At 66.7% G+C, this 24,374-nt stretch carries 20 protein-coding genes and 3 tRNA genes; 10 read left to right on the plus strand and 13 right to left on the minus strand.

Annotated features, from left to right (window positions below; translation table 11 throughout):
- The first annotated feature begins 15 nt into the window (after positions 1 to 15).
- From pgsA to AC07OD_RS02395, 6 genes are all read left to right on the plus strand, one after another.
- Entirely contained in the window at positions 16 to 582 is a 567-nt protein-coding gene (pgsA, locus tag AC07OD_RS02370; protein ID WP_218294243.1) for a CDP-diacylglycerol--glycerol-3-phosphate 3-phosphatidyltransferase, read from the plus strand.
- Between the two features lie 475 nt (positions 583 to 1,057).
- A complete protein-coding gene (locus AC07OD_RS02375) occupies positions 1,058 to 1,330 on the plus strand; it encodes an HU family DNA-binding protein (RefSeq protein ID WP_008906675.1) in 273 nt (90 codons plus the stop codon).
- A 15-nt stretch (positions 1,331 to 1,345) separates the two neighbouring features.
- Positions 1,346 to 1,421: transfer RNA gene (locus AC07OD_RS02380), tRNA-Val, on the plus strand.
- A gap of 60 nt (positions 1,422 to 1,481) precedes the next feature.
- Positions 1,482 to 3,410, plus strand: coding sequence for a SurA N-terminal domain-containing protein (locus AC07OD_RS02385; RefSeq protein WP_494594912.1), 1,929 nt, complete (start codon positions 1,482 to 1,484; stop codon positions 3,408 to 3,410).
- Between the two features lie 48 nt (positions 3,411 to 3,458).
- Positions 3,459 to 3,534 (plus strand) — tRNA-His (locus tag AC07OD_RS02390).
- Between the two features lie 180 nt (positions 3,535 to 3,714).
- Positions 3,715 to 3,918: a hypothetical protein gene (locus AC07OD_RS02395; protein WP_055400780.1), complete on the plus strand. Its 204-nt coding sequence runs from the start codon at positions 3,715 to 3,717 to the stop codon at positions 3,916 to 3,918.
- A gap of 127 nt (positions 3,919 to 4,045) precedes the next feature.
- On the opposite strand, the gene AC07OD_RS02400 is transcribed toward AC07OD_RS02395, so the two are convergent.
- Positions 4,046 to 4,122: transfer RNA gene (locus tag AC07OD_RS02400), tRNA-Arg, on the minus strand.
- 215 nt (positions 4,123 to 4,337) lie between these two features.
- On the opposite strand from AC07OD_RS02400, the gene AC07OD_RS02405 reads away from it, so the two are divergent.
- On the plus strand, positions 4,338 to 6,089 hold the full coding sequence (locus AC07OD_RS02405) for a cation:proton antiporter domain-containing protein (protein WP_218294245.1): 1,752 nt from the start codon (positions 4,338 to 4,340) through the stop codon (positions 6,087 to 6,089).
- Between the two features lie 64 nt (positions 6,090 to 6,153).
- Here the strand turns inward: AC07OD_RS02405 and AC07OD_RS02410 are convergent, their stop codons facing one another.
- From AC07OD_RS02410 to AC07OD_RS02425, 4 genes are all read right to left on the minus strand, one after another.
- Positions 6,154 to 8,025, minus strand: a complete 1,872-nt coding sequence (locus tag AC07OD_RS02410; RefSeq protein ID WP_494594913.1) for a M14 family metallopeptidase — start codon at positions 8,023 to 8,025, stop codon at positions 6,154 to 6,156.
- A 289-nt stretch (positions 8,026 to 8,314) separates the two neighbouring features.
- Positions 8,315 to 9,424: an endonuclease/exonuclease/phosphatase family protein gene (locus tag AC07OD_RS02415; RefSeq protein WP_494594914.1), complete on the minus strand. Its 1,110-nt coding sequence runs from the start codon at positions 9,422 to 9,424 to the stop codon at positions 8,315 to 8,317.
- Between the two features lie 54 nt (positions 9,425 to 9,478).
- Positions 9,479 to 10,054 (minus strand): Rossmann-fold NAD(P)-binding domain-containing protein, encoded by a 576-nt coding sequence (locus tag AC07OD_RS02420; protein ID WP_370627724.1) that lies wholly within the window; start codon positions 10,052 to 10,054, stop codon positions 9,479 to 9,481.
- A gap of 37 nt (positions 10,055 to 10,091) precedes the next feature.
- The gene (locus AC07OD_RS02425; RefSeq protein ID WP_494594916.1) at positions 10,092 to 11,921 is read right to left on the minus strand and encodes a DEAD/DEAH box helicase; all 1,830 of its coding nucleotides are present in this window, start codon (positions 11,919 to 11,921) and stop codon (positions 10,092 to 10,094) included.
- A gap of 242 nt (positions 11,922 to 12,163) precedes the next feature.
- On the opposite strand from AC07OD_RS02425, the gene ettA reads away from it, so the two are divergent.
- Positions 12,164 to 13,825 carry an energy-dependent translational throttle protein EttA gene (gene ettA / locus AC07OD_RS02430; RefSeq protein WP_010460919.1) on the plus strand — a complete coding sequence of 554 codons (1,662 nt, stop codon included), beginning with the start codon at positions 12,164 to 12,166 and terminating at the stop codon, positions 13,823 to 13,825.
- A gap of 58 nt (positions 13,826 to 13,883) precedes the next feature.
- Complete coding sequence (locus AC07OD_RS02435; RefSeq protein WP_494594919.1) at positions 13,884 to 16,349, plus strand: DUF1631 family protein; 2,466 nt, start codon at positions 13,884 to 13,886, stop codon at positions 16,347 to 16,349.
- Between the two features lie 95 nt (positions 16,350 to 16,444).
- On the opposite strand, the gene AC07OD_RS02440 is transcribed toward AC07OD_RS02435, so the two are convergent.
- Positions 16,445 to 17,767, minus strand: a complete 1,323-nt coding sequence (locus AC07OD_RS02440) for a TAXI family TRAP transporter solute-binding subunit (protein ID WP_218294250.1) — start codon at positions 17,765 to 17,767, stop codon at positions 16,445 to 16,447.
- Between the two features lie 300 nt (positions 17,768 to 18,067).
- Here AC07OD_RS02440 and AC07OD_RS02445 point away from each other — a divergent pair, with 300 nt between their 5' ends.
- Positions 18,068 to 18,730: a gamma-glutamylcyclotransferase gene (locus AC07OD_RS02445; protein ID WP_218294251.1), complete on the plus strand. Its 663-nt coding sequence runs from the start codon at positions 18,068 to 18,070 to the stop codon at positions 18,728 to 18,730.
- A gap of 31 nt (positions 18,731 to 18,761) precedes the next feature.
- Here AC07OD_RS02445 and AC07OD_RS02450 read toward each other — a convergent pair whose 3' ends face one another.
- The 7 genes from AC07OD_RS02450 to AC07OD_RS02480 form a co-directional block, all read right to left on the minus strand.
- On the minus strand, positions 18,762 to 19,265 hold the full coding sequence (locus AC07OD_RS02450) for an EF-hand domain-containing protein (RefSeq protein WP_218294252.1): 504 nt from the start codon (positions 19,263 to 19,265) through the stop codon (positions 18,762 to 18,764).
- Positions 19,266 to 19,275: 10 nt separating this feature from the next.
- Positions 19,276 to 20,073, minus strand: a complete 798-nt coding sequence (locus AC07OD_RS02455; protein ID WP_494594922.1) for a lectin — start codon at positions 20,071 to 20,073, stop codon at positions 19,276 to 19,278.
- A gap of 329 nt (positions 20,074 to 20,402) precedes the next feature.
- Positions 20,403 to 21,413, minus strand: coding sequence for a P1 family peptidase (locus AC07OD_RS02460; RefSeq protein ID WP_492255116.1), 1,011 nt, complete (start codon positions 21,411 to 21,413; stop codon positions 20,403 to 20,405).
- 65 nt (positions 21,414 to 21,478) lie between these two features.
- Positions 21,479 to 21,847 carry a copper-binding protein gene (locus AC07OD_RS02465; RefSeq protein ID WP_218338901.1) on the minus strand — a complete coding sequence of 123 codons (369 nt, stop codon included), beginning with the start codon at positions 21,845 to 21,847 and terminating at the stop codon, positions 21,479 to 21,481.
- Complete coding sequence (locus AC07OD_RS02470; protein ID WP_494594925.1) at positions 21,844 to 22,422, minus strand: DUF411 domain-containing protein; 579 nt, start codon at positions 22,420 to 22,422, stop codon at positions 21,844 to 21,846. Before AC07OD_RS02470 ends, AC07OD_RS02465 begins: the two co-directional genes overlap by 4 nt.
- A 26-nt stretch (positions 22,423 to 22,448) precedes the next feature.
- Entirely contained in the window at positions 22,449 to 22,946 is a 498-nt protein-coding gene (locus tag AC07OD_RS02475) for a cupredoxin domain-containing protein (protein ID WP_218338899.1), read from the minus strand.
- A gap of 44 nt (positions 22,947 to 22,990) precedes the next feature.
- Positions 22,991 to 24,373: a multicopper oxidase family protein gene (locus tag AC07OD_RS02480; protein ID WP_494594928.1), complete on the minus strand. Its 1,383-nt coding sequence runs from the start codon at positions 24,371 to 24,373 to the stop codon at positions 22,991 to 22,993.
- Between the last annotated feature and the right edge of the window lies 1 nt (position 24,374).

A 24,374-nucleotide genomic window follows, 5' to 3' on the forward strand; every position in this document is an offset into this window, starting at 1 on the left:
GACACAATCGCCGCCATGTTCTGGACTATCCCCACCTTGATGACCTGGACGCGCATCGTCGCGATACCTTTGATCGTGGGGGTGTTCTATGCGCCGCTGGACCCCGCCACGCGCAACCTGATCGCCACCGTGATGTTCGTGGTGTTTGCCGCCACCGACTGGCTGGACGGCTATCTGGCCCGCAAGCTGAACCAGACCTCGTCCTTTGGCGCCTTCCTGGACCCGGTGGCCGACAAGTTCCTGGTCTGCGCGTCGCTCCTGGTGCTGGTCCATCTGCAGCGCGCCGATGTGTTCGTGGCGCTCATCATCATCGGGCGCGAGATCGCCATCTCGGCCCTGCGCGAGTGGATGGCGCAGATCGGCGCGAGCAAGAGCGTGGCCGTGCACATGATCGGCAAGGTCAAGACGACGGTGCAGATGATCGCCATCCCGTTCCTGCTGTACGACGGGCGTCTGTTCGGAATGATCGACACCGGGGTGTGGGGCACCTGGCTGATCTGGGCATCCGCCGTGCTCACGGTCTGGTCCATGGTCTACTACCTGCAAAAGGCATTGCCCGAGATCCGCGCGCGCGTGAAGTGACATGGAACCGTGGGCCGCAGGCGCCACGGCCTGGGCCAGGCCCGACTTTTCGCCCCCTTTCGGCGCGCGCCCTGGCCGGGGCGCCGGCTCCCTGGGGGGCGGGGGCCGCGTACTTCTTGTCACCCCGCCGACGCCCTGCATTCCGGTGCGCGGCAACGTGTTTCAGCCCGCCGTGCAGTGCTGGAACTGGGGTGTCAATACGGAATGCTGCCCATACGGCATGTTTGAGACAAAAACGCCCCACAAGCCCTGTCGCAGCGTGAAATACGACTAGAATTCGACGCAACGCTGCTCCAAAGCAGCGTGTTGTATTGACACCCGGAAACTCGATGGCTTTAATCTGATGCAGCAGCCACTGCTGTGTATGCCAGTCATTCCCCCGTCTGTTTTCAACCAGCCCTTGGCTGTGCTTTCGGACGTGTGAAGACCAGATATCCGCGAGACATTCCATCAACTCTTTTCCGAGAGGCTTCTTGTGAACAAAACCGAACTGATTGAGCACATCGCTACCAACGCCGACATCTCCAAGGCCGCTGCTGCTCGTGCCCTGGAATCCACGATCGAGGCCGTCAAGAAGACCCTGAAGAAGGGCGGCACCGTTTCGCTCGTCGGTTTCGGCACTTTTGCGGTCGGCAAGCGCGCTGCCCGCACGGGCCGCAATCCCCGCACGGGCGCAACGATTAAAATCAAAGCTGCTAAAGTTCCAAAGTTTCGTCCTGGCAAGGCATTGAAAGATGCCTTGAACTGAGGATCAGTTTAGGTGGGGTCCTTAGCTCAGTTGGTAGAGCGGCTCCTTTACACGGAGTAGGTCGGCGGTTCGAGACCGTCAGGACCCACCATCACCGAACAAAGGCGAACGCAAGTTCGCCTTTTGTTTTTTGCCTTCTGAAAGATCGACCATGTTTGAATCCATCCGCAAGCACTCCAAGATCGTCATGGTCTTATTGTTCTTGCTGATCATTCCATCGTTTGTGCTGGTGGGCATTGACAGCAACTACTTCTCTGAAAAGAGCCCTGTGGTCGCGCGCGTCGATGGCAACAAGATCAACCAGACCGACTGGGACAACGCACATCGCATGGAGACTGACCGCATGCGCGCGCAGTCTCCCTCGGTCGATCCCAAGCTCCTGGACTCGCCGCAGGCCCGCTATGCCACGCTGGAGCGGCTGGTGCGCGACCGGGTACTGGCCGCCGCCGCGAAGGACATGCATCTGGTGACGAGCGACTCGCGCCTGGCTCGCAGCCTGCAGGAGATCCCCGCGATCGCCGGGCTCAAGCGCGCGGACGGCACGCTCGATGCGGAGGCTTACCGGGCCCTGGTGGGTACGCAAGGCCTGACACCCGAAGGCTTCGAGGCGAACGTACGGCGTGATCTTTCCACCAGCCAGGTCCTTGGCGGCGTGATGGGTTCGGTGTTCGGCACCAATGCCCAGGTCAAGGTCGCGCTGGATTCGCTGTACGAGCAGCGCGAAGTCCAGGTGGCCCGTTTCAAGTCCACGGACTTCGCCGGCAAGGTGGTGCCCACGGATGCGGACCTGGAGGCGTACTACAAGACCCACTCCGCCCAGTTCCAGCAACTGGAGCAGGCCGCGGTGGAGTACGTGGTGCTGGACCTCGACAGCGTGCGTTCCGGCATCACGCTCAATGAGGATGATCTGCGCACCTACTACAAGGAAAACGTGGCGCGCATGGCAGGTAAGGAAGAGCGCCGTGCCAGCCACATCCTGATCAATGCCCCCAAGGAGGCCTCTTCGACCGACCGCGAGAAGGCCAAGGCCCGCGCCACCGAACTGCTGGCACAGGTGCGCAAGGCGCCCGCCACGTTCGCGGAGGTTGCCAAGAAAGCTTCGGACGACAAGGGTTCGGCCACGGGCGGCGGCGACCTGAATTTCTTTGGGCGTGGCGCCATGGTCAAACCGTTTGAAGACGCGGCCTTTGCGCTCAAGAAGGGCGACATCAGCGATGTGGTGGAAACAGACTTCGGCTACCACATCATTCACCTGACCGACATCAAGGCGCCCCGCCAGCCTTCCTTCGAAGAGCTGCGCCCCGCCATGGAGGCGGAGCTCAAGCAGCAGCAAGCCCAGCGCAAGTTCGCGGAAGTGGCCGAAGCGTTCACCAATGGTGTGTACGAGCAGGCTGACAGCCTCAAGCCGGTGGCCGACAAGCTCAAGCTGAAGGTGCAGACGGCATCCGGCATCACCCGTACGCCCGCGCCCGGTGCGGCTGGCCCGCTGGCCAATGCCAAATTCCTCGAAGCCCTGTTTTCTTCGGACTCGCTGCAGAACAAGCGCAATACCGAAGCCGTGGAAGTCGGGCCCAGCCAGATGGCAGCCGGCCGCGTGGTGCAGTACACCCCCGCCAGGACACTGCCGCTGGAAGAAGTTCGCGCCCGCGTGCGGGAGCTTTACATTGGGCAGAAGGCGTCGGAACTGGCGCGCAAGGAAGGCGAAGCCAAGCTGGCAGCGTGGAAGGCGACTCCGTCCAGCGCCAGTGGCTTGAGCGCCCCTGTCCAGATTTCACGCGAGCAGGTGCAGAGCCTGCCCCGGCCGGTGATTGATGCAGCGCTGCACACACCCACGGAACCCCTGCCGGCCTGGACTGGCGTGGACCTGGGAGCTGAAGGCTACGCGGTGGTGAAGGTCAACCGTGTGGTGCCACGCCAGGCCCCCGATGCGCAGCGTGCCCAGCAAGAACGTCAGCAATACCTGCAATGGTGGGCATCGGCCGAGGGCCAGGCGTACTACGAGATGCTGAAGAAGCGCTTCAAGGCAGAGATCAAGGCGCCTCGTCCGTCCGCCCTGGCACAAGCTACCGCAGAAAATTGATCAAATTGGCCGTGGGATGAAAATCCCAGGCTATAATACAAAGCTACGGTGGCTGTAGCTCAGTTGGTAGAGTCCAGGATTGTGATTCCTGTTGTCGTGGGTTCGAGCCCCATCAGCCACCCCAAACGTGCAAAAGCGCTGCAACGATAGTTGCAGCGCTTTTTTGCTTTTGAGGCCCGCAACGGAGTTCTCGGTCACCGGCGCGCCCCAGGCGGGGGCATCTTGGTGGCTGAAGGCCTGAGTGGTTGCCGCAGATCTTGTGGCACAGCGCATACTGTGCCTTCATTCCTTTTCGGAGCCTTCCATGAGCCTTGTGATCCGCGATGCGTCGCCCAGTGAAAAGCGTGGCAACGCCATGTCCGCAGCCCTTGCCAAGGAGCAACTGGAGTACGCGGTCCAGATCGTGCGCGAGGTTCTACCCCAGAGCGCGGGAGATGGCGCCTTGATCGGAGCGGTGGTGCAGGCCATTGCCATGAACTACGCGGCAGTTCCTCAGCCCAACCGATAGTGGTTAACGCTGTCCGGGGCATGGGGCTGCCCGGGCAGGTGGGTGCGAAACCGCATGGATGCCTTTGTGGCCTGTGCCCTGCTTTTTGCAGAGGGGCTTGGTACAGCACTTGGCCTGTAAAGGAAGCTGGCCTGCCCGGAGGGACTCGAACCCCCGACCTATAGCTTAGAAGGCTATTGCTCTATCCAGTTGAGCTACGGGCAGATAGATGGAGATGGGCTTTTGGCGCACGGGGGCCTACTTGCCTTGCGGAAATCTTCCGCAACCGCGCGATGGCGCAGAGCGTGGATCATAACCCGTGGCCAGTGCTGCGCTGGACAGACCCGCCCGCGCTAATGCGGTGGTAGCAGGGGCAAGGCGGATGCGGTTATAACGAGGCTACACGCGCTCGCCATCCATTTCCTCGATCTGGCCACACCATGCCCCACAGCGTCACGCTCATACACACCATTGCTGCTGCGCTGGGGCTTGCTTTGGCGTTGGGTTTCGTGGCCGCGCGGTTGCGGCTGCCCGCGCTGGTCGGGTATCTGCTGGCGGGGGTGGTGATCGGACCTTTTACACCCGGTTTTGTGGCGGATGCAGCGATGGCCAGCCAGCTGGCAGAAATTGGTGTGATGCTGCTGATGTTTGGCGTCGGCCTGCATTTCTCCCTGGGGGATCTGCTGGCCGTGCGAAAAATCGCCGTGCCCGGGGCTGTGGTGCAGATGATGGTGGCCACCGCGCTGGGCATGGCGCTGGCCACCTGGTGGGGATGGGGGCTGGGCGGTGCCCTGGTGTTTGGCCTCGCGCTGTCGGTGGCCAGCACGGTGGTGCTTTTGCGTGCCCTTGAAAGCCTGGGTATTCTGGACAGCCACACAGGCCGCATTGCCGTGGGCTGGCTCGTGGTGGAAGACCTGGCCATGGTGCTGGTGCTGGTCTTGTTGCCGCCGCTTGCCGGCTGGCTGGGCGGCAGCGGACCCGATGGCGCTGCGGCGAAGGATGTGGATGGCGCGGCACTGTGGCAGGCCCTGGGATGGACGCTGCTGCAGGTGGGCGGCTTTGTCGCGTTGATGCTGCTGGTGGGGCGCCGCCTTTTTCCGTGGGTGCTCTGGCAGGTGGCACGCACGGGCTCGCGGGAGTTGTTCACGCTGTGCGTGGTGGCGGCCGCCGTGGGCATTGCCTTTGGCTCGGCGGCCCTGTTTGGGGTTTCGTTTGCGCTGGGGGCCTTTTTTGCCGGCATGGTGATGCGTGAATCAGAGTTCAGCCATCGGGCCGCGCAAGAATCCCTGCCGTTGCGCGACGCTTTTGCCGTGCTGTTCTTCGTCTCCGTCGGCATGCTCTTCAACCCGGCCGTGCTGTGGGACCGCCCGGTGCAGGTGCTGGCGGTGGTGGCGATCATCATGCTGGGCAAGACGCTGGCCGCGGCCGCGCTGGTCCTGGCATTTCGCTATCCGCTCAATACCGCCCTCACGGTGTCCGCGAGCCTGGCCCAGATCGGGGAGTTCTCCTTCATCCTGGTGGCGCTGGGTTCTTCGCTGGGGTTGCTGCCACCTGAAGGGGCCAGCCTCGTGCTGGCGGGGGCACTGATTTCGATGGCGCTCAACCCCATGCTGTTCCACGCCATTGCTCCCTTGCAGACCTGGCTGCGCGCTCGCTCGGAGCTGGCGCGGCGGCTGGAGCAGCGGGACGATCCGCTCGCGGAGCTCCCCATGAGCACCGACGCCCGGTATCTCGCTCGGCAGGTGGTGCTGGTGGGCTATGGCAGGGTGGGGCGCCGCGTGGCACAGGTGCTGGTTGCCAATGACATTCCATTCGTCGTGGCGGAGCAGAACCGTGAACTGGTGGAGTCATTGCGGGAAGCGGGCATTGCGGCGGTCTTTGGCGACGCCGTGGACCCCGCGGTGCTGATCCAGGCCCACATCGCACGGGCCGCGATGCTGGTGATCGCAACACCGGACACGCTCAATGTGCGCCAGATCATCACTACCGCGCGCACTCTCAATCCCCACATCGAAACCGTGGTGCGCAGCCATAGCGGGGACGAGGCCCGCAGGCTGGCGCAGGAATGCGACAGCACGGTGTTTCTGGCCGACGAGGCACTGGCGCAGGCCATGGCCCGCCATGTGCTGGAACGCACGGAGGCCCGCCTCGCACGCCACACCAGCCCGGCATCGCTGCACAGCCGGGTCTAGCTTGGTCTTTGAGGCCTGTAGCGCTTTAGTGGAAAGCGCTGAATGCTATGAATTGAATAGCAAATCAGTCGGTTTCTTCAAATACCAGTGCTGGAGGCGCCATGATGCGCGCCGTGTTCCCCAGCTCTTCGATCAGGTGGTTGGCGAAATAGCTGTTTTGCGTGTCCGGCTCCAGCGCGGCAAGGGCCAGGTTGGCGCGGGGCTGGTTCAGCGGCACGTAGAAGCTGCCTGCGGGCACGTCGATGGCGCTGCGCACGGGCGACACCTGTACACGCACGATTCCTGTGCCACCCGCGATGGTGCCGATCACATCCTGGCGGTCGCCTGCCTCGCGGGCGGTTTCACGGTAGATGTCGGCCAGCGCGGAGCCCGGCTCGGCCACGCGCATGACCTGCAGGCCCAGCAGCCTCAGGCGCTCGACGGCGGCGGTGGAGCTGGCCGAAAGCCAGTAGCCGCAGGGCCGGGCCCGGGTCTTGGTCGGGCGCAAGGTGAGAGAGGAGTTCCAGTCCACGCGGATGGGGCGGTCTGCCCCTGTCTCCGGGTCGAGGAAGTCCAGCTCCCGCTGGGTGGGCGTGGCGGCGGCCTCGATCACGGCCTGGTCGCGGCAGGCGAGGGCACTCACATCCCGCGCGACAAAGGAGCGGACCTGCTCCAGGTTGCCGGCGCGCTCGGCCGTGCTGCGCAGCGCGCTGGCGATGGCCGTGACCTGCGAATGCACGCGGCGCTGGATGTGCATGCGCCCGATGCCCACGCCCCGTGTTTCGATCAGCAGGCTCACCGTGTTCTTCAGGCCGTTCACGTTGCGGCCCGTGTCGGGCTGTGTGCCGCCCATGGAGATGCGCTTGTCCTCCGGATTGGTCGAGGTGGTGTAGTACCAGTCGCTCGTGAGGCCCTGCGCCTTGAGCGCTGCCACCATCGGCTGGTGGTACCACTCCTGCGAGGCCTTGGTCAGGAACTCGGGGTAGTTGGCGGTGGTGGTGTATTGCAGCAGTGCGTCGTAGCGCTGGATGGCATTGAATTTTTGCAGGTAGCGGCCCACCACGGTGTATTCGTGGGCGTCCACGACGAGGATGGGGCGGTAGTCATTGACCACCTTGGCCAGCGCGCGGGCCTCCGGGGTGTTGAGCAGCAGGTGGTCGCGGTTCATGTCCACGCCATTGGCCGTGACACGCGTACCCACGGCCGCGCCGTCGGGATTGGCCCGGGGCACCACCACCACATTGATGCGGTCGAGCAGGGGCTCGAGCAGCCCCTGCACCAGTTCGCGGCTGATCACCAGCAGGGCCTCGCTGCCCGCAGGTTCATCGCCATGCTGTTGCCCGACCAGAACGACCGTCGGCCGGCCACTCGTGTCCAGGTTGGCGGGCTCGGTGCCAGCGGCACGGGTGACCAGCAGCCCCTGGATGGGCTCCCCGCGTTGGGACGTGCCCAGATGGAGCAACTTGGCGCGCGTGGAGCCGCGGGGGGCCGGTTCAGCCAGCGAGAGCAGCCATTGGCCGAGTTCGGCATTGGTGGTGAAAGCCCGGCGGTCCGGGCCCAGGCCAGGCGTGCTGTAGGCCACGGCGGGGTCGGGGAAGCGGGCTGCCACGGCTGCGCCATAGGGCGGTGCCATGGGGCCTTCGTTTTGGACCACCAGCGCGGCGGGTGGTGGCAGGGGGCTGGCGATGGCCCCTTGACGTTGCGCCTGCGATGCCTGGCCCAGCGGCGTGGGCACCACGGTGCCCTGCTGCACACGCGGCAGCGGGGCCGGTGCGGTGGTCCTGGCGGCAGGGGTGGACGGCCAGGGGGGCAGGGGCGTGCTGGAGCAGGCCGTCAGCAGCACGGCGACCAGCAGCGCCGACGCGCGCAAGGGCATCCGCCTTGTCGAAAAGGCGGGCGCAACCAGGGCGGCAGGGGCGTCCGTTGGGTGGCGGAGAAAAGGGGAATGCATGGTCATGGTGGTTTCTGCCATTGGGAGCCTCGCGGGCGGCTTGTTACGGTGATGTTACCTGCCTGCCCCCGCCATACCGTGTCAGCGTACATCCCGTTGCAAATGCAGGGTTGACACCCGGATTGCCGCTTTTCCACGCAGTTTCACCGGCGACTCTCGAAGGCGCCTTGCCGCCCAGGCTGGGTGATCGCAGCCCCTGGGGGCTCAGCGCCGTCCCCCCCGCGAGCGCGGGCACGGGCTGTGCCATCCCGCAACCGCCGAATGCGCGCCGGGCCGCGGCGTGCCGTGCCCGCGCTTACATGCCCGGGCCGGAAGCGAGCGGGCTGGATGGAGGCTCCGCCGCCGCATGCGCGGCCGCTGGCGCCCCGGGTGCAGCCGTGGTCGCCGGCATCATTTTCAGCCGCAGCAGCGCGCGCACGAACCCGTGGTCCGAACGGGTGCGGTCGCGCCCTTCATGCAGGTGGTCATTGAAGTAGTCCACCCGCCGCACGTCGCCGATGCTGTTTCGGCCGTTGTGCACGAACTCCTCGCTCACCAGGATCTGGTCGAGCACGCTGGGCGAGCCCTGGTGGATGTGCGAGTACGCCACATCCTTCTTCAGCGCCGCGTCGCCCTGCAGGTCGTAGGCATTGAACAGGGCCACATCGCGGGCGGAGCGGTCGTAGGCGATCTCGTTCGTGGCGCAGATGAGCTGCGTTGTCACGCTGTCGGGCGTGTCGTTGAAATCCCCCATCACCACAAGCGGCACGCTGGTGCGGTGCAGCAGATCGATCACCAGGCAGCGCAGCGCCATGGCCTCGGCGCCCCGCATGATCAAGGAACGCAGGGAGGCCAATGCCATCACCTTGCGGTCGTCCCGGTCTTCCGTCGGGTTGCCCTGCGCATCCTGCAGGAATTTGGGGCGCTTGGACTTGAGGTGCGCGGTCAGCACATTCAGGCGCTGACCATGCTTCATGCGCAGCGTCAGGACCAGTGGCGGCCGCTCAAAGCGCGCATGCACCGCCAGCCCTGGTACATCCACGTGAAAGCCCGGCGGGAATTCCGGGAACGACTGCAAGGCTTCCACCTTGAGCCTCGTGGCGATGCCCACGCGTGGCGTGCCCTGTGCACCGCCATGCGTGGCGTCGTTCTCCGCCCCGGGCACGGCCACGAAGTCGTAGCGCAGGCCGCTGCGGCCGATGGCCCCCTTGAAGGCCGCGTCGTCCCATACCTCCTGCACCGCCAGCACATCGGCATTGAGCATGCGGAAGCGGTCGCCCAGCCAGGTGAGCTTGCGATCAAACTCGGCCTGGGCGTACGGATCCTGGTTCTCATAGAACAGGCGGCCCGGGTTGGCCAGGTTGAGCACGTTGCAGGTGGCCACCATCAGGGTGGCCAGGGGCTGGGGTGGGTCGTTGGGGCGCATGGGCAGAGCATCGCACAAGGATGCCGCGGCTGCGGTCCGCACCGGCTGGCAGGGTCAGAAGGCCCGCAGCGCGTCGCCCGCCAGCACATGCAGTCCGGCAGGGCCTGACCGCACGGCCCGCACGAGCGCCCGCGCCACATCGGTGCCCGGACGGGCGCGGTACTTGGCGGGAATGACCGGATCCAGCCACCTGAACAACTTGATGGAGATGGATTCGGCGGGGCGCGCTGCCTGTTGCAGGGCCTGGCGTTCCCCGATGAGCAGGGAAGGGCGCGCGATCACCAGCGTGGCAAAGCCCAGGCTCTGAAGGTCGCGCTCGACCTCGCCCTTGACGCGGTTGTAGAAGATGCCCGACTCCGCGTTGGCGCCCATGGCGGTGACCACGCCGCAGCGGGTGGCCCCGGCGGCACGCGCTGCGCGGGCGGTGGCCAGCACGGCGTCATGGTCCACGGCGCGAAAAGCGCTCTGGCTGCCCGCGGCAGCCATGGTCGTGCCCAGCGTGATGTAGACCTCGTCAATGGGCGGCAGGGCGGGCAGGGCGGCAAAGTCCACCGCGTGCAAGTGCAGGCGGGGGTGGCTCGTGGCTGGCGCGCGCCGTCCCTTGGCGTGCAGCACATGCACGGCTGCCACGCGGGGGGCGCCTGGAGCGCCCCCTGCCTCATCCGTCTCAGCGGTTAAAAGATCCGCGAGAACCGCCTGGCCCACGAGACCCGTTGCCCCGGCCACCAGAACCACCCGTGCCTCCGCCATAGCCGCCACCTCCACCGTTGCCGCCACGATAACCGCCACCACCACGGCGACCGCCGCCGCCCATGCTGTCCACGCTGGTGCGCATCGGATCAGGCTGGCCGCCCGCGCCGCCGCCGGCATGGCCGGAACTGCGGTGGCCCGGGTTGGCGTGGCCCATGTGCGTGCCCAGGTGGGCATTGGCGCGTGGAGGTTGCGAGTCGTCATAGCGGTTGCTGCCTTCGTAGCCGCCACCACCACCGCCGCCGGAGCGGCCGCGTGCAGGGGCCTGGCCACCAGCGCGTGCGCCGCCGCCCTGGCCGCCACCACCGCCGGCACGGGCGCCGCGCGGGCTGTTGCTGCCACCGCCGCCGCCTGCTGCTGCGCCACCACCGGCGCGGCCGCCACGGCCGCCGCCATTGCCACCGCCGGCTGGGCGGGGGCCACGGTCACCGCCGCCGCCACCGCCGCCAGCACCCTGGCCTGCCTTGTTGGTGCGGATGCGTTCCATCATTTCGCTGCGCGCCGCCTTGGCGGCGGCCTGCATCACTTCGCGGCTCGGGGGCTTGCCGGCGCCACCCCAGATGGTCTGGCGGCCCATGGCGATGGGCTCGGCCTTCTCGCCTGGCTCGGGCCCAAAGCCTTCGATGATCTGCACCGGGATCTGCTGCTTGGTGAAGCGCTCGATGTCCATCATGAAGCCCTCTTCGTCCATGCAGACCAGGCTCACGGCTTCGCCGGTGGCGCCAGCGCGGCCCGTGCGGCCGATGCGGTGCACGTAGTCTTCCGAGACGTTGGGGATTTCATAGTTGACGACGTGGGGCAGGTCGTCGATGTCGATGCCGCGCGCGGCAATGTCGGTGGCCACCAGCGCGCGGATGTCGCCGCTCTTGAAGCCGGCCAGGGCCTGCGTGCGGGCGCTCTGGCTCTTGTTGCCGTGCAGGGCCATGGCCTGCACGCCGTTCTTGGTCAGGAACTCGGCCACGTTGTTAGCGCCGAACTTGGTGCGCGTGAACACCAGCACCTGGCTCCAGTTGTGCTGCTGGATGATGTGCAGCAACACCTGCTTCTTCTTGCCGCGGCCCACGGGGTGGATCACCTGCGAGATGCGCTGCACGGTCGTGTTGCGCGGCGTGACCTGGATGCTCTGCGGGTTCTTGAGCAGCGTGCCCGCCAGCTCGCGGATCTCGTCGCTGAACGTGGCGGAGAACAGCAGGCTCTGCTTGTCCTTGGGCACCAGGGCCAGCACCTTCTTCACGTCGTGGATGAAGCCCATGTCCAGCATGCGATCGGCTTCATCAAGCACCAGGACCTGCACGGTCGACAGATCCAGGAAACCCTGCTGCTGCAGGTCCAGCAGGCGGCCGGGGGTGGCCACCAGGATGTCCACGCCGCGCTTGATGCGGTCGATCTGCGGGTTCATGCCCACGCCGCCGAAGACCACGGTGGAGTTGATGTCGAGGTACTTGCCGTATTCGCGCACGGACTCTTCCACCTGGGCGGCGAGTTCGCGGGTGGGGGTCAGCACCAGGGCGCGGATGCCCTTGCCGCCGAACTTGTTCTTGGGTGCGGCGCTTTGCGAGAGGCGGTGCAGCATGGGCAGGGTGAACGCGGCGGTCTTGCCGGTGCCAGTCTGCGCGCCGGCCAGAAGGTCGTGGCCTTCCAGAACGGCGGGGATGGCCTGGGCCTGGATGGGCGTGGGGGTTTCATAGCCCGTTTCGTGCACGGCCTTCAGGATGGCAGGAGCCAGGTTCAGTTCGTCAAATGTCATGTCGTTGATTGCGCCCGTCCGGGGCGCTGGGTATCAACCTGTCGTGCAACCGGGGGGTTGCCGAGCCAGTCTCAGGCTGATGAGGTTCAGGATTGGGAGCCCGGAAGCGTTGCTTCTTTCGTCCCCAGCAGTGTGCTGATGTGACGGGCAACTGGAGCCCGCTACGGTGGGTATTGTCGCATGGCCCGATAATCTCGGTTTGCACGCAGAATTTCTGCTCACTTTTGCAGGTTTGACATTCAATGGCCCAATACGTTTTCTCCATGAACCGCGTCGGCAAGATCGTGCCGCCCAAGCGGCAGATCTTGAAAGACATCTCCCTGAGCTTCTTCCCGGGCGCCAAGATCGGCGTGCTGGGAACCAACGGTTCGGGCAAGTCCACCCTCCTGAAAATCATGGCGGGCCTGGACAAGGAAATCGAGGGCGAAGCCATTCCCATGGCGGGCCTGAACATCGGCTACCTGCCCCAGGAGCCCCAGCTGGATCCCACGCAAACCGTGCGGGAGAGCGTGGAAGCGGGCATGGGCAAGCTATTTGCCGCCAAGGCCCGCCTGGAGGAGGTCTACACCGCCTACGGCGCCGAAGACGCCGACTTTGATGCGCTGGCCGCCGAACAGGCCGAGCTGGAGGCCATCATCGCCACCGCCGGCACCGACTCCGAGCACCAGCTTGAAATTGCCGCCGACGCGCTGCGCCTGCCCCCGTGGGATGCCAACATCGGCGTGCTTTCCGGTGGTGAGAAGCGCCGCGTGGCCCTGTGCCGCCTGCTGCTCTCCAAGCCCGACATGCTGCTGCTCGACGAACCCACCAACCACTTGGACGCGGAATCCGTGGACTGGCTGGAGCAGTTCCTGCAGCGCTACTCCGGCACCGTGGTGGCCATCACCCACGATCGCTACTTCCTGGACAACGCGGCCGAGTGGATCCTGGAACTGGACCGTGGCTCCGGCATTCCCTACAAGGGCAACTACTCCGACTGGCTCACGCAAAAGGGCGCACGCCTGGAAGCCGAGCAAAAGGGCGAAGAAGCCCGTGCCAAGGCCCTGAAGAAGGAACTGGAATGGTCGCGCCAGAACCCCAAGGCCCGCCAGGCCAAGAGCAAGGCCCGCCTGGCCCGCTTCGAGGAATTGAGCGACTACGAATACCAAAAGCGCAACGAAACGAACGAAATCTTCATTCCCGTGGCCGACCGCCTGGGCAGCCAGGTGATCGAGTTCAAGAACGTCACCAAGTCCTTTGGCGACCGGGTGCTGATCGACAACCTGAGCTTCAACATTCCTGCGGGCGCCATCGTCGGCATCATCGGCCCCAATGGCGCAGGTAAATCCACGCTGTTCAAGCTGATTGCTGGCAAGGAAAAGCCGGATTCGGGCGAAGTCGTCATTGGCTCCACCGTCAAGATGGCCTTCGTGGACCAGCACCGCGATGACCTGTCCAACGACAAGACGGTGTGGGAAGACGTGTCCGGCGGACTTGACATTCTCAATGTCGGCAAGTTCCAGATGGCGAGCCGCGCCTACTGTGGCCGGTTCAACTTCAATGGCGGCGACCAGCAAAAGAAGGTCGGCATGCTTTCCGGCGGCGAACGCGGCCGCCTGCACCTGGCCAAGACGCTGATTGCTGGCGGCAACGTGCTGATGCTCGATGAGCCGTCCAACGATCTGGACGTGGAAACTTTGCGGGCTCTGGAAGATGCGCTGCTGGAATTCGCCGGCACGATGTTGGTAATCAGCCACGATCGCTGGTTCCTGGACCGGATCGCCACGCACATCCTGGCCGCCGAAGGTGACAGCCAGTGGACGTTCTTTGACGGCAATTACCAGGAATACGAGGCGGACAAGAAGAAACGCCTGGGTGAAGAGGGTGCAAAGCCCAAGCGGATGCGTTTCAAAGCCCTCAAATAAGGCGTCAGGTCAAGTAGCATTGCATCTGGAAACTTGTCGTCCGATTCCTTCCCCCACCATGTCCCAGACTGCGTCTCGCTCGAGAACCGTTTTCCGTGCCTGTGTCGTCAACGCCGTGCGCGGGGGCGAGGCGCTGATGCAGCAACTGGTCAAGGTCACGCAGGCGGCCTTGACGGAGGAAGAGTCGGCCAACCGCAACATCCAGCAGCGCAACCTGGTCAGCGACAGCCTGCGGCTGCTGAACCAGCATGAGGCTGCGCTGGTCAAGGGCTACCCCATGGCCTTGCTGGAGATCTTCGCCGAAGGGCCGGGCATCGCCAAAGGCCGCAGTTCGGCGGAAGACACGGGCATGGACTTCGGCGAACTCTCGCTCATGGATGAGAGCGAGATGCAGGCGCAGGTGGAACTCTCCAAGGCGCAGCAGTCGGCACTGCACGCCACCGACGCGGTGCTGGCCGAACTCAATACCCTGGTCAGTTCGGCGCAAGGCCTGCGCAGCGTGCAGCCCGAGCGCAACCCCTTGCGCCCTGAAAGCTACATCCGCGCCCTCCAGCAGGTCGTGGGCGACACCGGTGTCTCGCCCGAGGTGCGCCAGCTGTGGATGCAGCACATGCGAGATCTGCTGGGCAAGCTCCTGGTCGATGAATACAAGAAAACCGCTGCGAGCCTGAGAGAGCACGGCGTGCAGCCGGTCGGCTATGCGGTGCTGGGCACGCCTTCCGGAAACTCGGGGCGCGGCGGAGGATACGGCGGCCCTGGCATGAACACCGGCATGGGGACGGGCTATGGCGGGGGGTATTCCGGCTACGGAAACTCTATGGCAGCACCGATGGGAGACTATGGCACCACCGGCTATGGCCGGGGAATCGGCCCGTCGACCGGCTGGAGCGGCGATTCCATGCAGTCGCCCATGGCGCCCGCCGCGGAAGAGGCCCTGTTGACCGTGGGCATCCTGCGCCAGATGCTGGCGGGTGGCGACCCCTTCGATCCGCGTGCGTACGGGGCGGCGATGCCCTCTCAGCCGGTGGCGCTGCAGCCTGCGTGGGTGGCGGCGCCTCAAGTGGGGGGCGCCGTGGCCGGAGCACAGGCGATGCCCCATGGCGGTGGCTATTTCCCTGCGGGTGCCGCGGCGGAGGCCATCGAGGACATGGCCCAGCTTGAACGCCTGGTGGGCCGCCTTGCAAGTGGCAGCCAGTCGGCTTCGCTGTCGGCCCCGCTGTCGGGATGGCGGGGCCCCGGGGTGGCGCCGGTGGTCTATGCGGCCATGCCGATGGAGGCCGCCACGCAGTCCACGGCCATGGCCATCGAAGTGGTCGGCCGCATGATGGAGAACATTGCGCAAGACTCCCGCCTGCTGCCGCAGGTCCAGCAGGCCGTGAAGAGTCTGGAGCCTGCGCTCAAGCAACTGGTGCGGCACGATGGGCGGTTCTTCTCCGACGGAACCCATCCCGCCCGGCGCCTGCTCGACGAGCTGACGCAGCGCAGCCTCGCTTTCACCGCGGAATCCACTCCCGGGTTCAGCCGCTTCATGCGCCTGCTCAATGGGGCGGTGGAGCACCTCACCACCAACGAAATCAAGGATGCGGGGCCCTTCGACACGGTGCTCAAGGCCCTGCAATCCGCCTGGGAGGCGCAGGAGCAGAAGATCAAGGCCCACCAGGAGGCGCAGCAGAAAGCCCTGTTGCATGCCGAACAGCGCGAAATGCTGGCCGAGAAGATTGCGGCGGACATCCGCAAGCTGCCGGATCTGGAGAATGTCCCTGCCGACGTGCTCGATTTTGCGGCAGGCCCCTGGGCCGATGTGATCGCGCTGGCGCAGGTATTGAAGGCGGACGACAGCCGGGATGAAGATCCTGGTGGCTATCTGGCGCTGGTTCCAGTGCTGCTGTGGAGTTCGCAGCCAGACCTGACGCGCAAGGAGCCTGACCGCCTGAATGAGGCGATTCCCGGCTTGCTGGCCAAGCTGCGCAAAGGTCTCAAGACCGTCAACTACCCTGCCGTCCAGACCAGCGCCTTCTTGCAGCGGCTGGTGGGCCTGCACCAGTCTGCCTTTGAAAAGCCTGCGCCCGCCCCCGTGGCGGCAGCGCCTCAGCCAGAGGCAGCGCCAGAGCCCGAGGCCGATGCTCCGCCGTCGGCGCCGCAGCCTGCCGAAGCCGCGTCCTCCGCCCCGGCACCGGAGGACAGCGCACAGGCGCCTGTCGAGGCAGCCCCCGATCCCTATGCCGATTTCGTGATCGGTGCCTGGGTCGAACTCATCACCAATGGCCGGCTGGTGCGCACCCAGCTCACCTGGGCCAGTCCGCATGGCACGCTGTTCCTGTTCACGGCGCCCGATGCGAGCACGCAGTCCATGACGCGGCGCATGCGCGACAAGCTGGCCGCGGAGGGTTCGTTGCGCGTCGTGCCAACCCTGCCGGCCACCACCCGTGCCCTGGATGCCGTCGCCGCAGGAGCGGCCCGCAAGGGTTCGGGCGGATCCGGGTCGATATCGGGCTCCAGGTCTTCCTCTTCCAAGACGCGCTAGAAACCAACCGGCCCCGGCTCCGGCGGCATTCCAGGCCCTGGTCCAGCGGCTGCGACGGGGCGCCTTTCCCCGCCATGGGGGTCAAGCCCCGTGGGTCATGCGCGCAGCAGCTTCTTGCGCACCAGGTGAATATGGTTGCGCAGCGCGTACAGCTCGTCGGCGTAGGACAGCGGCACGCTCACCTTTTCGGCCTGTGCCTCCAGCGTGTTCAGGGCCTTGAGGAGTTCGGCCGAATCCGCCTTGCCCGCTTCCATGTCGTTCTCGATCTCGCGAAGCCGGCCATACCAGCGGAACACGCGTGAACGCACCCGGAACTGGTACAGCGGCGGCACGATGCGCGACAGTGGCAGCATGATCGCCAGCAGGATGCCCAGCACGAGCCACATGCGCTCAATCAGATTGGCCATCCAGAACGGCAGGTAGCGCTGCAGCATGGGGACGGGCTCGTTCATGGCACGGTCGCCTTCCTTGGCGATGGGCAGCTCGCTGCTGCGCGAGTTGGGGAACTCCCGTGCGCGGTTGAACCAGCCCGAGCCGCCGTGCAGCTTCTGCGCGTTTTGTGCGAACAGGGTCAGCAAAGCGGGGTGCGTGCCCTCGCGCGCCAGCAGCGAGGTGGTGGAGGCGACCAGGCGCACGTCCCGTGTGGGCACATTGGCGGCCAGGTCCACCACGCCACGTGGCAGGGTCACCGGCGTCAGGAACGGAAAGCGCCTGGCATAGGCCTCATGCTGGGCGAAGTCGAGCAGTTGCACGCCGGGCGTCTGCAGCAGCATCTGCACCATCAGCGATTCAGGGGCGGAGGCAAAAACCAGCGCATCGAGCTTGCCCGCCAGAAAATCCATGGTGGCAGGCGTCTGCTCCAGCCGCGACATCTTCACCGCGCCGGGCTCCACCTTGTTCGCGTCGAGCAGGCGTTCCATCAGCTTGGGCACGCCACTGCCTTCGGACCCCACATTCACACGCCAGCCGCGCAGCTGGCGCAGGCTGTCGAGCCTGGGTACGTTGTAGGCACGCTCGGCGGATTCCGTCCGGTAGAACAGCCACACGGGCTCTACAAACAGGCTGCCCAGCGATACCAGCGCGTCCGCATCATCGGGCTGCAGTTCGGCCGTGCCGCCCTGCACGAATGCCACGTCGGCCTTCCCCTCGCGCAGCAGCTGGAGGTTGTGCGAGGACCCGTCGCTGGGCAGCAGCACGACCTCGATGCCGTCCACCGCCAGCGCTTTCTGGTAACGCTTGCCAAACTCTTCATACGCACTCTGACCGGGGCCGGTGGCCAGCGTCACCGTCTTGGGCGGGTTGGGGTTGAGCCACCAGTACGCCACCATCAGCAGCCCCACCGCCAGAAAGGCAAGCGGGCCGGCCGACACGATCAGGTCGCGCAGGGAAAGCAGGGTGTTGCGAAAGGCCTGGGACATGTGATCGGTGTGGGGTGCAAAGGGTGGACGGCGGGGGCTGCGAGAAGGGAGCGGGTACGGGTATCACGCCGGAGGCGGTTGAATCAGGGCGGATGGCCCGCCGCGGTGCTGGCGATGCTCCCTGCGGGGCCGGGGCACGCTGATTATCCGTGCATGCGCGGCCGCGCCAGGGGAGCAAACGTATCCGTTGGTGCGGTATGTGCCAGGCCTCGCCCCTGCGGCCCCGTGCGCAGGACGGGGGCAGCATGGCAAACTGTCTGCTGCTTCATCTTCCGTGCCCACCCTGGCGCCGTCGCTCCCATGACGATCCTGACCCGCGAGAACCTCGGCAACGGCAGCTTTCGCAGCCACCTGGCCATGCCGGAACATGCCTCATGGACGGATGCACGGCTCGATCAGTCCTTTGCAGAGACCTGGGCCCAGCGCCCCCGCGGCCCTGTCTGGGTCTTCGGGTATGGCTCGCTCATCTGGAACCCGCTCATGGTCTTCGAAGAACAGCGCACGGCCACGCTGCGGGGCTGGCACCGCAGCTTCTGCCTGCGCTCCATCTCGGGGCGGGGCAGTCCCGGGCAACCTGGCCGCGTGCTCTCCCTGCTGTCCGGCGGCGAGGTCCAGGGGGTGGCGCTGAGGCTTGCCGCACCCACTGCCCGCGACGAAGTCCGCCTGCTGTGGACGCGCGAGATGACGGGCGGCAGCTATGTGCCGCGGTGGTTGCCGGTGCAGCTGGCCGGGGGCGGTACGGTCCATGCCATTACTTTCGTGGCCAACACCGAGCACCCACAGCACGAGCAGGACGCGTCAGCCTCCACCGTGGCACGGCTGGTCGCCCGCGCCCGTGGCGTGTTTGGCCCCAATATTGACTACGTGCTGGCGCTTGATCGTGCGCTGCGGGAGCACGGGCTGCATGATCCCTACATCGAGGCGATCATGGCCAGGATGCGGGAAGCGTCCGAGGCGCCGTAGCCTACGCCGCATCCCGGGGCTCGCACGGCATCTACGGCTTGCTGCTGCGCCGCTGGCGCTCGTAGGCCACGCATTCCTGCAGCGACAGCTCGTCATTCTGGTCCGTGTCCGCGGCTTCGAAGTAGGCCATGCGGGTTTCCACAACCTCCTTGAACGAAAGCCTGCCGTCACCGTCCTTGTCGGTGGCCGCCAGCCGCTTCAACCGGCCCTTGCCCATGCGGGGCACGTTCGCCAGGCCGGAGAGCGGGACATAGCCGTCCGCGTCAGGGCCCAGGCTGTGCCAGCTGCGCACGATGTCCTGGTGAAACTCATCCAGCGAGACGCTGCCATCGTGGTTGAGATCGGCGGAGGAGCAGATGGCCTGGAGCCGGTTGGCGAGGGGCTTGGGTGCGGGTTTCTGGCCGGCAGCGGCAGGCCTGGGCGGCGTGGCGGGCGAGGACACGGGGGTGTCGGCTGCGTGGCCCGCTGCCACCAGCGCCAGCGTGCAGGCGGCAGCGCCAAGAAGGCGAAGGGCGGGATTCGTCATCGTCGTCATCTCGGGCTCCTTACCACCACCAGCGCTGGCTGGGGCTGCGGTTGCATGGCCACACCATGGTGGGCGCTCCCTGGCGGACCCGGCCGTCTTCCACGTCCAGGCACTTGCCATTGAGCTGGCTCACGATCTGCCCACCCCGTGTGGACCAGCTCTGGCTGCGGGAGCCGGAGCACGACCACAGCACCACGCGCGCGCCGTCGCGTGGATCGCCACGGTCCACATCCACGCACAGGTCACGCACGCGGATTTCGCCGCTCCGGCCCACGCTGAAGCGCTGGGATGCCGTGCCGTTGCAGTCATACACCTGCAGCGGGGTGCCAGGCCGGATGTTGCCCTTGGTCACGTCCAGGCACAGGCGGCCGTCCACACGGATCTCGCCGCCACGGCCACCGTAGTCGGGATAGTCCGGGTACTCGGGCCTCCGGTCGTCGTCATGCCGGTTGTGGTTGGCCAGCAGGGCAATGCCTGCGATGGCGGCGACGGCAGCCACGGCCGCGCCGGCATTGGAGCCGCTCTGGATGTTGCCGGACGCGTAGGCCCGGGTGACCTTGAAGCGGCCGCCGCAGCCGCCGTTGGTCCACAGCTCGCGGCGGGTCAGGTCATAGCCCCAGGTTCTGTTGAAGCGGCAGGCGCCTTGCGTCTGTTCGCTCAGGTCCACCTGGGTGGTGTCGTCCGGCAGGCGGTAGGAGGCATAGCCTCCGTTCGACTGCAGGTCCACGAACTGGTCCTGGGCCATCGCGGCCTGGGCGTTCACCAGGAGAGGCAGGCACAGCAGCCAGGCGCGCCGTAGACGGGTCGGGTCTTTCATGGGTTCTCCTCGTTGCAATCGGAACTGTGGTGCTCGAAGCCCGCCGCGCGGCCGGGCCGCACTGCACGGCTGCCGGAAGCCCGGCGCATGGGGGCCGTCCGGCGTATGCATCATAGGGGCTTCCGGGGGGCTTGCCGTGTCGGCTGTTCCAGCCGCCGTGCCTGGAATCCTCTGGCGAGGGGCGCCGTTGCGCCGGGCCGGCGGGGGGCAAGGCGCACGCCTTCTTCGGCGCTGGCCTGCCGTGCGGTGGCCCGCGCGGGAAGCCCCAGCGGCAGTGCCTGCATCGGCGTCAACCGGGCAGGCGTGGCCGGCCAGGGATCAGGGAGGCGTCATCCCAGGTCGCCCGCCCAGGGCAGGTGCAGTCCCTCCGCCGTGGTGATCGCGCGTGCTGCCCGTGCCGCCCGCGCCGTGGCGATGGCCGTGGCTTCCGCGGCCATGGTGGCCAGGACCATCATGCCCAGGCTCTTGTTGGCGCGGCCGGTGCCCAGGCTGAAGATCGTGTCGCCATCCGACATGGTGTGCACGGGGTTGATGCTGCGGGCCAGCCCGTCGTGGGCGGCAACGGCCAGGCGATGGGCCTGGACCTTGGTGATGGCGGCGTCGGTGGCGACCACGCCGATGGTGGTGTTGGTGCCCGCCAGCAGCGGCTGGGGCGGGTCGCCGCGCAGCAGGGCGCGGCGGGTATCGCGCAGGCGCAGGCCGTCGTCGGTGCGGGCGCCGGCGATCACCTGGGCGGTGTCCGGGTCCACCACGTCGCCCAGCGCATTGCAGGCAATGAGGGCCCCCACGGTCACGCCATCGACCGTGACCGAGGCGGTGCCGATGCCGCCCTTCATGGCGCGCTGGATGCCGAAGATCTTGCCCAGGGCCGCGCCGGTGCCAGCGCCCACATTGCCTTCCGCGGGGTCTGCGGTGGAGGCCGCATCGCACGCCGCATACCCCGCCTCGGCATCCGGGCGGATGCGCATGTCTCCCACCAGCAGATCGAACAGCACGGCGGCGGGCACGATGGGCAGGCGACCCACCGCCACGTCGAAGCCGATGCCGCGCTCTTCGAGCCAGCGCACGGCGCCGGTGGCGGCATCCAGCCCCCAGGCACTGCCCCCGGCCAGCATGATGGCGTGCACCTTGTCCACCAGATTCGACGGGTCGAGCAGATCCGTCTCGCGCGTGCCGGGCGCGGCGCCGCGCACGTCCACGCCTGCCACCGCGCCCTCGCGGGTGATGATGACGGTGCAGCCCGTGGGGCGACGGGTTTCTGTGAAGTGGCCGACTTCGATGCCGGCCACGCGGGTGATGCTGCCGGCGCTGCCGGCCAGGACGTGGGGGGATGAACTCATGGCTTTGATTATGTGCCCGGGCACCGCGCTGTCCTTGCGCGGTGTCAGGGCTCCGGGCGATCCTGTCAGGGCGCTTTTTCGAGGCGCGTGACGTGGTAGGCCCCGCCCACCTGTTCGGCCCTGAAACGCACCTTGTCGCCGGGTTTCAGGTCGCCCACCACGCTGGCGTCCTGCACGCGAAAGACCATGGTCATGGGTGGCATGTCCAGGTTTTTTATCTCTCCGTGGCGAAGGGTGACGCGCAGCGTGCGCGCGTCCCAGCGGGTGATCTCGCCTTCGCTGAGCGCATCCTGACCACCGGCGTGCGCGGACGCTGCTTGGCCGGGGGCGGCCGCAGGCACCTGGGCCACGGCGTGCTGCGCCGCTGCAGCCAGCGCGAGCGCGGCCAGGACCGGAAGGAGGGTGGAAGCGGTGATGGCTTGCAAGGATTTCATGGGGTGCCTTTCGCTGTGGTGGAGTGGTAGCTGTTGAAGACGCGGGTGGTGCCGTCGCGGGCGACCAGCAGCACGTCGTAAGGGTCGCGGCGGTTGCCATAGGCGGCGCCATCCATGCCGGGCGAGCCGATGGGCATGCCCGGCACGGCCAGCCCCAGGGCCGGGGGCTTTTGCCGCAGCAAAGTGCGGACATCGCTGGCGGGAACGTGCCCCTCGATGAGGTAGCCGCCCACCAGCGCGGTGTGGCACGAGCCCAGCTTTGGCGGCAGGCCGAGGCGGGCGCGCACGGCGTTGTTGCCGGTCTCGTGCACCGTCACCTTGAAGCCGCTGGCTTGCATGTGGTCCACCCAGTCCTTGCAGCAGCCGCAGCTGGGGTCTTTCCACACTTCCACCGGGGTGGCGGTGCCCGTAGCGGCCCGGGCCAGCCCCGGCAGCGTGGCGGTTGCCAGCGCGGTACCCAGCAGGGGCAGCGTGGTGGCCAGCCACTGGCGGCGGCTGGACTGGCCTGCGGATGTTGTCGTGCCCGTGGCTTGGGGCAGGGCGGCGCCGTGCGCGGCCGTGGTGTATCGGTTCATGGGTTTTCCTGGGGTGCGGGGCGGTATCACGGCTTGCGGGGCAGCACGGTGATGGTGCCGGTCATGCCCGCCTGGTAGTGGCCCGCGATGAGGCAGGCAAAGTCGAACTGGCCCGCGCGGTTGAACTGCCACACGATGTCGCCTTTCTTGCCCGCGCCCACATGGGCCATGTAGGGCTCGTCGTGCTCCATGCCGGGGTGTTTGGCCATCATCTCGGCGTGGGCGTCCAGGTCGGCCTTGGTGCCGATCACGACCTCGTGCAGCACCTGGCCCTTGTTCTCGGCGCGCAGCCGCACGGTTTCACCCTCGCGCACTTCGATGTGGCTGGGGGTAAAGCGCATGTCGTCCGTCATGCGCAGGGTGATGGTGCGGGCCACGGCCTGGGTGTCGCCCGCGATGCCCCATGCCTTCTGTTCCTTCACCGCCGCTGCGCGGGCACCGGGGTGCGGCATGTTTTCATGGGAAAAACTGCTGGTTGCGGATGCCAGTAAAGCGATGGCTGCTATGAATTTGATAGTTTTCATGATGAATGATTCCTTTTCAATGGGGGAGGTGCTGGCCGTGGATGTCAGTGCCGATGTCCGCTGGCCGCGGGCTTGCGCGCGGAGGCCGCGCCGGTTGCGGTGCCTGGCGTGTCGCCGCGGGGCGGGTGCGGGGTGCTGGCCGCGAGGCCCTTCCATTCCTGGGCCTGGGTGCCGGGCGGCTGCGGGTAGTCGCCCGGGTCCTGGTAGTCGCCCGCCGCCTGGCCGGCGCGCACCTTGAAGGTGGTGAACATGCCGCCCATCTCCAGCGGGCCATAGGGGCCGGTGCCGGTCATCATGGGAAAGGTGTTGTCGGGCAGGGGCATTTCCATCGCACCCATGTCGGCCATGCCGCGCTCCCCCATCACCATGTAGTCGGGCACGATCTTCTGGATCTTGCCGACAAGGCCCTCGTGCTGAACACCGATCATGGTGGGCACGTCGTGCCCCATGGCACCCATGGTGTGGTGGCTCTTGTGGCAGTGCAATGCCCAGTCGCCCGGCTCGTCGGCGATGAGCTCGATCTGGCGCATCTGGCCCACGGCCACGTCGGTGGTCACCTCGGGCCAACGCGCGCCTTTGGGCACGGGGCCGCCGTCGGTGCCGGTCACCTCGAACTCATGGCCGTGGAGGTGGATGGGGTGGTTGGTCATGGTGAGGTTGCCCACGCGGATGCGCACGCGCTCGCCCTGGCGCGCCACCAGCGGGCTGATGGCGGGGAACACCCGGCTGTTCCAGCACCAGATGTTGTGGTCCAGCATGGTGTTGACCTTGGGCGTGCGGCTGCCAGGCTCCACGTCGAACGCGTTGAGCAGGAAGGCGTAGTCGCGCTGCACGGGGGCAATGTGCGGGTGCGCCGCCTTCGGGTGCGTGATCCACAGGCCCATCATGCCCATGGCCATCTGCACCATTTCGTCCGCATGCGGGTGGTACATGAAGGTGCCCGGGCGGCGTGCCGTGAATTCGTAGACAAAGGTCTTGCCCGGCTGGATGGCGTTCTGGTTGAGCCCGCCCACGCCGTCCATGCCGTTGGGCAGGCGCTGGCCGTGCCAGTGGATGGTGGTGTGCTCGGGCAGCCGGTTGGTGACGAAGATGCGCACGCGGTCGCCCTCCACCACCTCGATGGTGGGGCCGGGGCTCTGCCCGTTGTAGCCCCACATGTTGACGACGAAGCCCGGCGCGACCTCGCGCACCACGGGTTCGGCCACCAGGTGGAACTCCTTGACGCCCGCGTTCATGCGCCAGGGGGTGGTCCAGCCGTTGAGGGTGACCACGGGGTTGTAGGGGCGGCCCGTGGGCGGATGCAGCGGCGCGGACGTATCGGCGCTGCCTTGCATGGCGGGCTCGGGCAAGGCGGCCAGGGCCGCGCGGCTGACGGAAACAGCGGCCACGGCCGTGGCGGCGCCGGAGAAGAAATGGCGTCTTTGCATG

The organism is Acidovorax sp. GW821-FHT10E03 (assembly GCF_059415205.1).